This window comes from Paractinoplanes rhizophilus (assembly GCF_042664765.1).
In the GTDB taxonomy this organism is placed as follows: domain Bacteria; phylum Actinomycetota; class Actinomycetes; order Mycobacteriales; family Micromonosporaceae; genus Actinoplanes; species Actinoplanes rhizophilus.
Map to the genome: position 1 here is coordinate 79644 of NZ_JBHTBJ010000013.1, position 12648 is coordinate 92291.

Consider the following 12648-nt stretch of genomic DNA (forward strand, 5'->3'; position numbering starts at 1 on the left):
CCTTCAGGACGCGAGGCCGACGTTCTTGCCGCGCGGGACCGACGCCGACGCCGCCACCACCGGGGTCGCGTCCGCCGTCGGCAGTGCCACCGTCACCTCGAGCCCGCCGCCCGGCTGGGCGACCGCCGACACCGTCCCGCCGTGGGCGTCGCAGACCGCCCGGACGATCGACAGCCCCAAACCGGACCCACGCGACCCGGTGCGCTCCCACCCGCCCCGGCGGAACGGCTCGAACAGCCCGGGGACGTCGCCCGGCTCGACCTCGTACCCGGTGTTGCCGACGATCAGCCGGGCCTGGCCGTTCGCCATCTCGGTGCGCAGCCACAGCTTGCCCAGCAGGTGGTTGTAGCGGATCGCGTTCTCGATCAGGTTGCCGGCCAGCCGGTCGAGCAGGCTCGGGTCGCCCACCACCGGCGCCGGCTGCAGGTCGGTGGTGACGTCCAGCTTGAGCCGCTCGGCCTCGGCCTTCACCGCGGACAGCGCGTTGGAGACGCTGGTCGCCAGGTCGGCCGGCACCTTGCGCACCAACCGGCGGCCGGACTGCGCCTCCGACCGGGCCAGCACCAGCAACGCGTCGACCAGCCCGTTGGCCCGCTCGGAGGCGTTGCGCACCACCTTGGCCATCCGGCGGTACTCGGCCACGTCGGCCTCGTCGTCGCTGAGGGTCACGTCGATCTCGGTCCGCATCACGGCGAGCGGGGTGCGCAGCTCGTGCGACGCGTTGGCCACGAATCTCTTCTGCGATTCGAACGCACCGGCCAGCCGGTCGAGCATGGCGTCGAAGGTGCGGGCCAGCTCGGCCACCTCGTCGTCCGCGCCCGAGTACCGGATGCGCTGGTCGAGGGTCTCCTCGCCGAGACGCTGGGCGGTCTGGGTGACCGCGTGCAGCGGCCGAAGCGCCCGCCCGGCCACCGCGTACGCCCCGGCGATGCCGATGATGCCGATGGCGACCAGCGCCACCAGTCCCTTGACCAGCACCTCGCGGGAGGCCCGGTCGACCACCGTGGTCTGCCAGGCGATCGCGTCGCGGGTGTTGCCGTCGGCGAGCGTGACCGTGGAACCGGGCCGGAGGGCGTCGACCGGGTGCATGGCGTCGCCGACCAGCAGCCAGGCGAGCAGCACCAGGATCGCGCCGGCGCCGATCAGCAGGATCCCGTTGAGCAGGGTGAGCCGCAGCCGCAGCGTGGGCCGGAGGCTGAGCTCCAGCTTTCGCCGGCTGCGCCCGAGGTAGACGGTCATGAGAGGCCGACCGGCTCGGGCACGCGGTATCCGGCGCCGACCACGGTCTCGATCAGCGGCGGGTCGCCGACCTTCTTGCGCAACGTCATGACGGTGACCCGCACCGTGGTGGTGAACGGGTCGGTGTTCGCATCCCAGACGCGTTCGAGCAGCTCCTCGCTGGACACCACGCCGCCGCGGGCCTTCAACAGCTCCTCGAGCACGCCGAACTCTTTGTTGGTGAGCTCGATCGGCACGCCGCCGCGGGTGACCACCCGGCGGGTCTGGTCGAGGATCAGGTTGCCGACGGTCAGCACCGGCGGGGCAGCGGGGGTGGCCCGCCGGCCGAGCGCCTGCACCCGGGCCACCAGCTCCTCGAACGCGAACGGCTTGGCCAGGTAGTCGTCGGCGCCGAGCTGCAGCCCCTCGACCCGGTCGGCGACCGTGCCGCTGGCGGTGAGCATCAGCACCCGGGTCAGCGCGCCGGAGGCGACCAGGTCGGCGCAGATCTCGTCGCCGTGCTTGCCGGGCAGGTCGCGGTCGAGGACCACAACGTCGTAGCGGGTCACGTAGGCCATCTCGTGGCCTTCGAGCCCGTCGTACGCCACGTCGACCGCCATGCCCTTGCGGCGCAGCCCGCGGGCGATCGCGTCGCACAGGTTCCGCTCGTCTTCCACCACCAGCACGCGCACCGGTCCAGCCTCCATCGCCACCGCAGGGCATCAGCCTCCCCGAGCCGATGTGAAGAGGCCGTAAGAGAAGGCTACCGAAGCTGCCAGACCGCGACCGAGGCGTCGACCAGCCGGCAGACCATGACCCCCGCGGTGCGCTGGCCCGTCGCCCCCTCCGGCGAACCGGGGGCCGGCGGCGGCACGGCGCTGGTCTCGCAGCCGCCCGAGACGCGGTCGGCGCGGCCCAGCACCCGCACCGACCGATCGGCCGGGTCGAGCAGACCGTAGAAGACCTGATAACTGCCGGGCGCCGCGCGCTGCCCCCAGATCAGGCCGCTGTCGCCGGCCACGCCGAGGCCCTGCCAGGCGCCGAAGTCGCCCAGCACCCGCCCGGTGGCCGGGTCGAGGACGGACAACGCGGCCCGCCCGCCGTCGTCGGCGGTGGCCAGCAGGTACGGCCCGAGCGGCCGCGCGTACACCCACCGGTCGGAGTCCCAGAGCAGGTGACCGTCGGCCGGGTCGAGCACGCTCATCCCGCGCTGCTGGCGGAACGTGCAGATCACCGAGCCGCAGTCGGTCTGCATCCAGCTCTGCCGGAGGTCGACCGGCGTGTGCCAGAGCGGCCGCAGGCCGGGCAGGTGGTACCCCTCGAAGCCGCCCTCGCCCGCGTTGATCAGCAGGAACGAGCTGACCGGCCAGATCATCCCGTCGAGGTGGTTGCTCGGCACGGTGGCCGAGGCGATCGGGCGGCCGGTGCGCGCGTCCCAGCTCCGGACGCGGGCATCGGAGAACGCGACCAGCCAGTCGGGATAGCCGCCGTCGGCGCGGGCGCCGCTCTCGGCGAGGAACCCCGCGGCCGGGCGATCGACCCGCCAGCGCTCCTGCCCGGTGGCGAGGTCGATCGCGATGTCGCCGTTGTCGGCGCTGAGCAGGGCGATCCCGTCGGCCTCGGAGGCGGCGACGAAGCGTGCGCTCCGCGTCCACCGCATCGGGCCACCGCCGGCCGGGTAGGCCACGGTCGCCTGGCTGCCGCTGGCGTTGAGCTGGTAGCCCACGATGACGGTGTCGCTGGCCTGATCGACGTCGACCACCGTGCCGGGAATCGGGACGGTGGTGCGGCTGACCATCCGCACCGCCGGCAGCCGGTACGTGGTGATGACCCGGTCGCGCACCTCGTCGAAGCTGTCCACCCCGCCGGTGCCGATCACGTACATGAAGTCGCCGTCGAGGCGGAAGGTGTCGCCGAGGCGGGCCGGGATCACCGTGGGCTGCTGCTGCGGCGCCGGGTGGGTCGCGCCGGCGAGCAGAGCGAGCATCACGACCGAGAGCGCGCCGAGCAACGCGCGGTACGGCACCGGCGGCCGGGCGGCCGTCGAGGCGAGGTGCTCCGGCACCTCATCGAGATCGATCATGACGTGACTCACGGTGCACCCATTGTGCAGGGTCAGGGGGTGTACGCCCAGACCTCGAGGCCCTCGTTCCCGCGGCACATCACGTAATGCCGGTCGGAGGTGCAGCCGCTGACCGGGCCGGCGCTCTCGCCGAGCAACTGCACCCTGTCCCGGCCGGCGAGCACGACGCCGAACGCGCTCTTTCCGCCGTCTAGGCTGCGGCGCAGCACCAGCGGCCGGTCGGGGTGGCCGGTCAGGGCGCCGTCCCAGCCGGCCAGGTCGATGCGGGTCGTGCCGGTGTCCCGGTCGGCCAGGCGCAGCGGCGCGCCGGTGTCCGGGTTCTTCTCCAGCACGTACCCGTCGTGCTCGCCGAGGTCGACCCCGGCCGGCGCCCGCCAGGCGGCCCGGCCGGTGGCCGGGTCGAGCACGTCGAGCGCCGAGCGGGGCCCGGCGCACAGCAGGCCGTCGCAGTCGGGCGGGTCGAGCAGCACCTCGGGCACCGACCGCTGCCACCGCTTGGCGAGCGTGCCGGGGTCGTAGGCGACCTCGTGCCCGTCGAACGCGTAGTCGCCGTAGCGGACCAGCAACAGGCCGTCGGCGAGCGAGCCGCCGGCCGGCCCGCTGTCGCCGATCTTGGGCATTCGGAGCGCCCGGGCGATCGCGCCGGTGTCGCCGTCGATCCGCTCCAGCCGGTCGGAGGCGAGCACGAGCGCGGCCGCGGCGTCGCCGGGCGCGGCGAAGACGTTGATCGAGCCGCCGGCCGCGCCGGTCCAGAGCGTCCGGCCGGTGCGCAGGTCGACGCCGCGGATCTCGGTGCGCACCGGCGGCTCGACATGCGGCTCACCGGAGGCCGAGAAGTAGAGCAGGCCGGGCTCGCCCGAGGCCTGGTCGTAGACGGTGCCGGGGCGGAACAGCGGGGTCTGCGTGATGCCGATCCGGCCGCCGGCCAGCGGGATGACGCCGACCGGGGAGCGCCAGCGGACCGCGCCGGTGGCCGCGTCGACCACGGTGGTGGCCGGCCCGTCCGAGAGCAGCACCACGTCGCCGGACTGCCGGACCTCCACGCCGCGGTAGGTGACCTCGTCGGGGCCGGTCAGCCGGGCCGGGAAGCGCGCAGTCCACAGCCGGCGCGGCGGCGAGTCGAGCCGCCAGGCCGTGGTGATCAGCTCGCCGCCGGTCGAGGCCACCGTGTAGACGCGGTCGCCGATCAGCCGGTGCTGGGTCTCGGCGCCGACCGGCGGCGGCACCGCGCCGAGGTGCCGCCAGAGGGTGGGCGCGCCGGTCGAGGCGCCGCCGAGCGCCAGCAGCAGCACGGCTGCGAGGAGTAGGCCGGGGATCCGGTACCGGTGGGCGGGTGGCAGCGAGCCGGGCGCCGGGTCGGGCTGGGTGGTCAGGTCCAGCTCGATCAGCGCCAACGCTCCTACCCCTCCCGGTACGCCCAGACGACCAGCTCGCCGTACATCGTCCGGCAGACCAGCCGGGTGGGGGCCGCCTGGCACTCGCCGGTGCCCCGCGGCAGCGCGTCGAGCACGCGCGGACTGGTGTCGCCCGGCCGGGCGACGGCGACCATGGTACGACTTCCCCCGTCGGCGGCCCGGGTGAGCAGCAGCCCGCCGTCCGCGCCGGCGCCGCTGACCGGGCGCCAGCCGCGCAGCCTGACCTGCAGGGCGCCGGTCCGCGGGTCGATCACGCCGAGCGGCGAGGTCTCGTCCGGGTCGCCGAACGCGACGAACATCTGCCCGTACTGGGTGACGCTGTGCCAGGTGGGCTGCCGCCACAGGGTGTCACCGGTGAACGGGTCGATCGCGCGTACGCCGTCCGAGCCGCTGAGGCAGGCGTTGATGCCGCACGGCTGGATCCGGTACGAGTCCTCGGCGGGCTCGGTCCAGACCTGCTTGAGCGTGACCGGGTCGAAGGCGGAGATCTCGCCGCCGACGATGCCGGGGTGCCGCAGCAGGATCCGCCCACCGGCCACCACCGGGTTGGACGGGTTGTAGCCGGCGGCCGGCACCTTGCGACTGACCAGGACCTTGCCGGTGCTCAGGTCGTGGATCGCGAGCGTCCGGTCGTCGTGCACGAGCAGCATCCGGGACTCGTCGTCGCCGGCGCCGGGCACGCCGAGCAGCACCGCGGTCGACGGCACCCGCACGGTCCACCGGGTGCGCCCGGTGGCCGGGTCGACCGCGTCGATCGGGCCCTGCACCCGGCGGCCGGCGCCGCTGAGGCCGCGCACCGACGAGACCGCGAGCAGCGCCGACGAGCCGGCAATGTTGACGACGTTGCCCGGGCGCTCCCACATGGTGCCGCCGGTGAACGTGGAGACGGCGGTGGTGCCCGGCTCGGTGTTGCCGGTCGTCCACGGCCGCATCAGCACGATGTCGTCGGAGAGCCGCAGCCGGTAGGCGGGCGTCGATTGCCCGGCCTGCCACCGCAGCCGCCCGTCGCTGAGGTTGTACGAGGTGAGCAGCCCGAAGGTCTGCGCGAGCAACTGGCCGTCGTCGGTCATCGCGTACGTGTCGGCCGGGCCGACCTGCAGCCGGAAGACGGTGGAGAGCGGCGACTTCGCGGGCGCCACCGAGCCCGCGGTCAGCAGCAGTACGAGCGCCGCCAGCACCGCGGCGGGAAACCAGATCGGGGTGGTCGGCCGGCCCGGGCGATCGTACGTGGATGGCTCCCCACGCTCGAGACCAAGATCGATGACTACCACGTCACTCATCGCCCAAAAATAACGACTGGGTAACGGAACCGCCGGGCAACGGTCCCGTTCAGCCGCCTATGGGGCGTTTAGGCTTTCTCCCGTGCGGGTCCCCCCAGGGCGCTGTGCGGCTCGGCCGCGTCCTCCAGGCGGGAGACCCACTCGGTGACGTCGCGGGCGATGTCCTGCGCCGTCAGGCCGAGCGCGGCGAGGATCTCGGCGCGGCTGCCGTGCGGGTGGAAGCCGGTGGGCACGCCGAAGTCGCGCAGCGGCACGTCGACCGCCGCGTCGCGCAGCGCGCTCGCCACCGCGTCGCCGACGCCGCCGGCCCGCACGCCGTCCTCCAGGGTGACCACCATGCGGTGCTGGCCGGCCAGGCCGATCAGCTCGATCGGCACCGGGCGCACCCAGCGCGGGTCGACCACCGTCACGCCGTAGCCCTGCTCGGCCAGCCGGTCGGCGACCTCGAGACCCAGCCCGGCGAACGAGCCCACCGGCACCAGCAGCACGTCCTTGCGGTCGTCCTCGCGCAGCACGTCGACCTGGCCGAAGCGGCGCACGGCGGGAGTCGCCGGCGCCACGGAACCGGTCGGGAATCGTACGATCGTGGGCCCGTCGTCGACCGCGACCGCCTCCCGCAGCTCCTCGCGCAGCGTGGCCGCGTCCCGCGGCGCCGCGATCCGCAGGCCCGGCACCACGCCGAAGACGCTCATGTCCCAGATGCCGTAGTGGCTCGGGCCGTCCGGCCCGGTGATGCCGGCCCGGTCGAGCACGAAGGTCACCGGCAGCCGGTGCATCGCCACGTCGAGCAGCACCTGGTCGAACGCCCGGTTCAGGAACGTCGCGTAGACCGCGACCACCGGGTGCAGGCCGCCCATGGCCAGGCCGGCCGCGCTGGTCGCCGCGTGCTGCTCGGCGATGCCCACGTCGTACGTCCGCTCGGGGTATTTGCGGGCGAGCGCGGCGATCCCGGTCGGCTCGGCCATCGCCGCCGTGATGCCCACGATGTCGGGGCGCTCGTCGGCGATGTGCACGAGCTCCTCGGCGAAGACATGCGTCCACTTCACCGACGGCTTGGCCAGCAGCTTGCCGGTCTCGACGTCGAAGGCGCTGCCCGGGCCGTGCAGGCGGTCGGCCTCGTCGAGCTCGGCCGGGCGGTAGCCGTAGCCCTTGCGGGTCACCGCGTGCACGATGACCGGCGCGTTGAAGCCCTTGGCCCGGCGCAGCGCCGACTCCATGGCGACGACGTCGTGGCCGTCGACCGGGCCGATGTACTTGATGCCGAGGTCCTCGAACATCGGCTGCGGGCTGACCGCGTCCTTGATGCCCTTCTTGACCGCGTGCAGCACCTCGTAGACCGGCTTGCCCACCACCGGGGTCGAGCCGAGCGCGTCCTTCACCAGGTCGAGCACCCGCTCGTAGCCCGGGTTGAGGCGAAGCGTGGAGAGGTGGTCGGCGAGGCCGCCGATGGTCGGCGCGTACGACCGGCCGTTGTCGTTGACGACGATGACCAGCCGGTTTTCCGCCGCGGCGATGTTGTTGAGCGCCTCCCAGCACATGCCGCCGGTGAGCGCGCCGTCGCCGACCACGGCCACCACGTGCCGCTCCTCGCCGCGCAGCGTGTACGCCTTGGACAGGCCGTCGGCGTAGGACAGGGCGGTGGAGGCGTGCGAGTTCTCGATGTAGTCGTGCTCGCTCTCGGCCCGGCTCGGGTAGCCGGAGAGCCCGCCGCGCTGGCGGAGCAGGTCGAAGCCGTCCTGCCGGCCGGTGACGATCTTGTGAACGTACGCCTGGTGGCCGGTGTCGAAAAGCAGGCTGTCCCGCGGGGACTCGAAGACCCGGTGCAGGGCCAGGGTGGTCTCCACGACGCCCAGGTTGGGTCCCAGGTGGCCGCCGGTGCGGGACACCTTGGCCACCAGGAAGTCGCGGATCTCGGCGGCCAGCAGGGTCAGCTGCTCGGGGGTGAGGCGCTTGAGGTCACCCGGACAGGTGATGGACGCCAGCAGGCCGGTCGAGGCGGGGTGGGCTTCGCTCATGGATGCGAAGTCTATCGGCGCAGGGCAGGGGCGCACGCCGCGCGAACATACAGAGCCTGGTCCTACACACAACCTGCACATCACCGAGATCGGTGACTTCCCTCACAAGCGTGGCGATATGGCATCCTGGGAGGCCTCTGCGCGACTGGCGGCACGGGGATGGGTGACCATCGGGGAGCCGGCCACGGGAATCGACCGCCTGGGTTCCCGTGCCTCGAGGAGCCCGTATGCCTTCCGCCCGTCTCCTGCCCGGCGCTCCCGTCGCCGAGGCCGTCCTGGCCGACGTGACCGTCCGTGCCGCCAAGCTCCGCGAGCGCGGCGTCGTCCCGAGCCTCGCCACCATCCTGGTCGGCGACGACGACGCCAGCGCCGGCTACATCCGCATCAAGCAGCGCCAGGCCGCCGAGCTGGGCTTCGCCTCGCCGCACCGGCACCTGCCGGCCGACGCCACCCAGCCGGACCTGCTGCGGGTGATCGACGAGTTCAACGCCGACCGGGCCGTGCACGGCGTGCTCATCCAGTACCCGATCCCCGGCCACCTGGACTACGACGCGGCCCTGCAGACCCTCGACCCCGACAAGGACGTCGACGGCATGCACCCGCTCAACATGGGCCGCCTGGCGCTGGGCCTGCCCGGCCCGCTTCCCTGCACGCCGGCCGGCATCGAGACGCTGCTGGCCCACCACGAGATCCCGGTCTCCGGCCGCGAGGTGGTCATCCTGGGCCGCGGCGCCACCCTGGGCCGCCCGCTGGCCATGCTGCTGGCCCAGAAGCGCCCGACCGCCAACGCCGCGGTGACGGTGGTGCACACCGGGGTGAAGGACTGGCCGCGCTACACCCAGCGGGCCGACATCCTGGTGGCCGCGGCCGGCGTCCCCGGCATCATCCAGCCCGAGCACGTACGGCCGGGCGCGGTCGTCATCGGCGCGGGTGTCCGCTACGAGGGCCGCCGCCTGCTCCCCGACGTGGACGAGTCCTGCGCCGAGGTGGCCGGCGCGATCACGCCCCGGGTCGGCGGCGTCGGCCCGACCACGGTCGCCATGCTCTTCCGCAACGCGATCCAGGCCGCCGAGCGCGCCAGCTAGTCAGGCTCTCTGGTTAGCAGGTAGCCTACCTAGCCATGGTGACCGCGCCACGGCCATGGCTGCATGGCTTCCTCGACCTGTGCCTGCTCGCGATGCTGCGAGAACGCCCCGACTACGGCTACGGCCTGGCCCAGCGCCTGACCGCGGCCGGCGTCGCCGACGTGCCCGGCGGCACGCTGTACCCGGCCCTGCTGCGCCTGGAGCAGCAGGGCCTGGCCGAGCCCCGCTGGCAGCCGTCCGAGTCCGGCCCGCGCCGCAAGTACTACGCGGTCACCGAGGCCGGGCGGGCCGCCCTCGACGCCCAGGTCGCCGAGTGGCAGCGCTTCCGCGACGGCATCGACCTGCTGGTGACCGCCGGAGCCGCACGATGAGCGGCACACCGCCTGGCCTGCCCGACCCGGCCGGCGACCGAGACGGCCGCGGCGACCCGACCGGCGACCGAGACGGCTGGACCGGCGGCGGAGACGGCTGGACCGGCGGCCGAGGCGACCGGACCGGCGGCCGAGGCGACCGGACCGGCGGCCGAGGCGGCTGGACCGGCCGCTTCGAGGACGAGCTGCTGCGGCTCGGCCTGCAGCCAGCCCGCGCGCGCCGGCTCGCCGAGGAGACCGCCCAGCAGGCCGCCGAGTCCGCCACCGCGCCGGACGCCCTCTTCGGCCCGGCCCATCTCTACGCCCGGCACCTGCTGACCGAGCTCAACACCGCCGCCCCGCCCGCCGCCGTCCCGCCTCGCGCCACCCAGCCGGGCGCCACCCAGCCGGGCGCCATCCAGCCGGGCGCCATCCAGCCGGGCGCCATCCAGCCCGGCGCGGTTCGGCCCGGCGCCATCCAGCCGGGCGCCGTCCGGCTGCGGCTGACCGGCGTGGGCAAGCGCTACCGCCGCCGCACCGTCTTCTCCGGCGTCGACCTGACCGTCCGGGCGGGCGAGGTGACCGCGATCGTCGGCGCCAACGGCTGCGGCAAGTCCACCCTGCTGCGCATCTGCGCCGGCCTGACCCGCCCCACCACGGGCACGGTCCACCGCACCCGCCGGGTCGGCTTTGTCCCGCAGGACGGCGGCACCGCCGGCTGGCTCACCGCCGGCGAGCACTTCCGGCTCTTCGGCGCCGCGGCCGGCCTCGCCGCCCGCCGGGCCGGCTCGACCGGCGAACATCTGGCCGCCCGCCTGGCCTGGCGCCCCGAGCCCGGCCAGCTCGCCCAGCACCTCTCCGGCGGCACCCGGCAGAAGCTCAACCTGGTCCTCGGCGAGCTGCACGCCCCCGACCTGCTCCTGCTGGACGAGCCCTACCAGGGCTTCGACCAGGGCACCTACCTCGACTTCTGGAAGCAGGTCCTGGCCTGGCGCGACGCCGGCAAGGCGGTCGTGGTGGTCACCCACCTGCTGCACGACCTGCAGCACGTCAACCACGTCCACGACTTGGGAGCCGCCCAATGACCGCGCTCGTGGTGGCGGCCCTCTCCGCGCGCGAGGTCGGCCGCCGGCGCGTGGCGCTGGCTCTCGTCGTCAGCCTTCCCCTGTGGTTTTATCTGGTGCGCCGCGATCTGGAAGGTCAGTCGATCCGCATGCTGACCCTCGGCATCGGCTGGGCGGTCTCCACGCTCACCCTCTTCGTGGTCAACGCCGCCCGCGGCATCGACCCCCGCCTGCGCCTGACCGGCGCCTCCGTCCTCGACGTCATCGGCGGCCGGCTGCTCGCCCTCACCAGCGGCGGCGTGGCCCTGGCCGCCGGATACTGGGCACTGGCCGAAGCCGACCAGCGCCTCGACCGTCCGCTGGCGGCCGGCCTGATGATGGCGCTGACGGCCGCCATCGCCGCCCCGCTGGGCAGCCTCGTCGCCGCGGTCCTCCCCCGCGAGCTGGAAGGAGCGCTGGCCCTGCTGAGCATCTGCGCGGTGCAGATGCTGGCCGACCCGGCCGGCCTGGCGGCCCGCCTGATGCCCTTCTGGTCGGCCCGCGAGCTGGGCACCTACGTCGTCGACGGCGCCGACTCAGGCTACCTGTGGCGGGCCCTCCTGCACGCCGCCATCACCTGGCTGATCTGTGCGGGCGGCACCTACGCGCTGTTCGCCTGGCGCCTGCGCCTGCCTCGCTACCTGGAGCCTTAGACCTCACCTCCTGTCGTCCGCGGACAACGGTGCACCGCCTGTCGTCCGCGGAGGACGATGCACCGCCTGTCGTTCGCGGTCAACGATGCCGGAGAACGGGCCCGGCCACATCGGACCCAGGTATGCACATCGGACCCGGGAATGTCAGACCACGGTCCGATGCGCGGGCTCGAGAAGCGCGACACACTCGATGTGCTGCGTCATCGGAAAGCAATCGAAGGAGCGCAATGTGGTCAGCCGCCAGCCGAGCGAAAGAAACGTGCCGATGTCCCGGGCCAGGGCGGCAGGGTCGCAGGCGACATAGGCGACCGCCCGGGGCCGGGCCGCCGCGATGCCTCGCACCACCCGCGCTCCGGCACCCGAGCGCGGCGGGTCGAGCACGACCAAGTCGACCGGGCCAATGACGCGGCGCCGGTGCAGGGCCGTCTCGACCCGGGCCTCGACGATCTCGACCATGGCGAGATCGGCCAGGTTGGCGCGGGCCGCGGCGCAGCCGATCGGCGACGACTCGACCAGCGTGGTGCGGGCCCCCGTGCGATCGGCGACGGCCGCCGCGAACAGCCCGGCGCCGCCGTAGAGATCCCAGGTGACCTCGCCCGCGGCGGGCCGCAGGAGATCGACGACCGCCGCGGCGAGCGTGTCGGCGGCGGCCGGGTGGATCTGCCAGAAGCCCTCCGGGGGCACACGCCAGCGCCGTCCCGCCGCCACCTCGTCGACCTCGTCCGGGCCGGCGAGCCGAACGCGCCCACCGGCCGCGATGCCGGGCTCGGTGGGATCCTCGGCCGGCAGCGGCCCGCTTCCGGCCGCCCGGGCCAGAGCCACCACGTCGCCGCCGGTCGAGGCGACGGCCTCCAGCGCGTCGGCGTCGGGCCACTCGCGCCGCAGCAGGTCGAGCTCCTGGATGGCCGGGTGCGCGATCAAGCAGCGGTCGATCGGTACGACCTGGTGCGAGCGGTGCTGCAACAGGCCGGGGCGACCGGCGGCGTCGACGGCGTAGCGGACCCGGCTGCGCCACCCGAGCAGGCGGTCCCCCGCTGTTGCGGTCGGGAGCTCCTCGACCCGTACGGATAAGGAAAGCCCGGCCAAGCGCCGGAGCTGTTCCTCGACCACCTGGCCCTTCCACCGCAGCTGCGCGTCGCCGGCCACGTGCTGCAGGTCGCACCCACCGCAACCACCGGGATGAGCGTAGGGGCACGGGGGCCGGACCCGGGCCGGCGACGGCGTGTGGATCTCGACGGCGTCGGCGCGCAGGTAGCCGCGGTGGCGCTCGGTGATCTCGGCGGTGACGCGCTCGCCGGGCAGGGCATGGCGCACGAACAGCACGCGACCGTCCAGACGCGCCACACAATGCCCGCCGTGGGCGGGCGCGCCGACCTCGACTTCCACGCGGTCGCCCTCGACGAGATCAAGACTGGGATCGGTCATGTATGTGCGCCCTCGACGAGA

11 protein-coding genes and 1 riboswitch are annotated in these 12648 nt (G+C 74.0%); of the genes, 4 read left to right on the top strand and 7 right to left on the bottom strand.

Translation table 11 applies throughout. The features are described from left to right. Positions 1 to 3: 3 nt before the first annotated feature. The 6 genes from ACFQS1_RS19245 to dxs all read right to left on the bottom strand — a co-directional run bounded on the left by ACFQS1_RS19245 (position 4) and on the right by dxs (position 8011). The gene (locus ACFQS1_RS19245; protein WP_378970070.1) at positions 4 to 1239 is read right to left on the bottom strand and encodes a sensor histidine kinase; all 1236 of its coding nucleotides are present in this window, start codon (positions 1237 to 1239) and stop codon (positions 4 to 6) included. After that, positions 1236 to 1910: a response regulator transcription factor gene (locus ACFQS1_RS19250; RefSeq protein WP_378970072.1), complete on the bottom strand. Its 675-nt coding sequence runs from the start codon at positions 1908 to 1910 to the stop codon at positions 1236 to 1238. The genes ACFQS1_RS19245 and ACFQS1_RS19250 overlap by 4 nt, the downstream gene beginning before the upstream one ends. Positions 1911 to 1981: 71 nt before the next feature. Further along, the gene (locus ACFQS1_RS19255; protein ID WP_378970074.1) at positions 1982 to 3301 is read right to left on the bottom strand and encodes an outer membrane protein assembly factor BamB family protein; all 1320 of its coding nucleotides are present in this window, start codon (positions 3299 to 3301) and stop codon (positions 1982 to 1984) included. A gap of 32 nt (positions 3302 to 3333) precedes the next feature. Beyond that, the gene (locus tag ACFQS1_RS19260; RefSeq protein WP_378970076.1) at positions 3334 to 4695 is read right to left on the bottom strand and encodes a PQQ-binding-like beta-propeller repeat protein; all 1362 of its coding nucleotides are present in this window, start codon (positions 4693 to 4695) and stop codon (positions 3334 to 3336) included. Between the two features lie 5 nt (positions 4696 to 4700). Continuing rightward, the gene (locus ACFQS1_RS19265) at positions 4701 to 5996 is read right to left on the bottom strand and encodes an outer membrane protein assembly factor BamB family protein (protein WP_378970078.1); all 1296 of its coding nucleotides are present in this window, start codon (positions 5994 to 5996) and stop codon (positions 4701 to 4703) included. Positions 5997 to 6064: 68 nt separating this feature from the next. After that, complete coding sequence (gene dxs / locus ACFQS1_RS19270; protein ID WP_378970080.1) at positions 6065 to 8011, bottom strand: 1-deoxy-D-xylulose-5-phosphate synthase; 1947 nt, start codon at positions 8009 to 8011, stop codon at positions 6065 to 6067. 131 nt (positions 8012 to 8142) lie between these two features. Continuing rightward, positions 8143 to 8223, top strand: a riboswitch (ZMP/ZTP riboswitch). A 15-nt stretch (positions 8224 to 8238) separates the two neighbouring features. On the opposite strand from dxs, the gene ACFQS1_RS19275 reads away from it, so the two are divergent. Genes ACFQS1_RS19275 through ACFQS1_RS19290 form a run of 4 tightly spaced genes read left to right on the top strand, consistent with a single transcriptional unit; the run spans position 8239 to position 11202 of the window. After that, a complete protein-coding gene (locus tag ACFQS1_RS19275) occupies positions 8239 to 9096 on the top strand; it encodes a bifunctional 5,10-methylenetetrahydrofolate dehydrogenase/5,10-methenyltetrahydrofolate cyclohydrolase (RefSeq protein ID WP_378970082.1) in 858 nt (285 codons plus the stop codon). Positions 9097 to 9131: 35 nt separating this feature from the next. Further along, positions 9132 to 9467, top strand: a complete 336-nt coding sequence (locus tag ACFQS1_RS19280) for a PadR family transcriptional regulator (protein ID WP_378970084.1) — start codon at positions 9132 to 9134, stop codon at positions 9465 to 9467. After that, positions 9464 to 10531, top strand: a complete 1068-nt coding sequence (locus ACFQS1_RS19285) for an ATP-binding cassette domain-containing protein (RefSeq protein WP_378970086.1) — start codon at positions 9464 to 9466, stop codon at positions 10529 to 10531. Before ACFQS1_RS19280 ends, ACFQS1_RS19285 begins: the two co-directional genes overlap by 4 nt. Continuing rightward, on the top strand, positions 10528 to 11202 hold the full coding sequence (locus ACFQS1_RS19290) for a hypothetical protein (protein WP_378970088.1): 675 nt from the start codon (positions 10528 to 10530) through the stop codon (positions 11200 to 11202). Before ACFQS1_RS19285 ends, ACFQS1_RS19290 begins: the two co-directional genes overlap by 4 nt. Before the next feature lie 144 nt (positions 11203 to 11346). Here ACFQS1_RS19290 and ACFQS1_RS19295 read toward each other — a convergent pair whose 3' ends face one another. Further along, entirely contained in the window at positions 11347 to 12627 is a 1281-nt protein-coding gene (locus ACFQS1_RS19295; protein WP_378970090.1) for a class I SAM-dependent RNA methyltransferase, read from the bottom strand. Positions 12628 to 12648 lie beyond the last annotated feature (21 nt).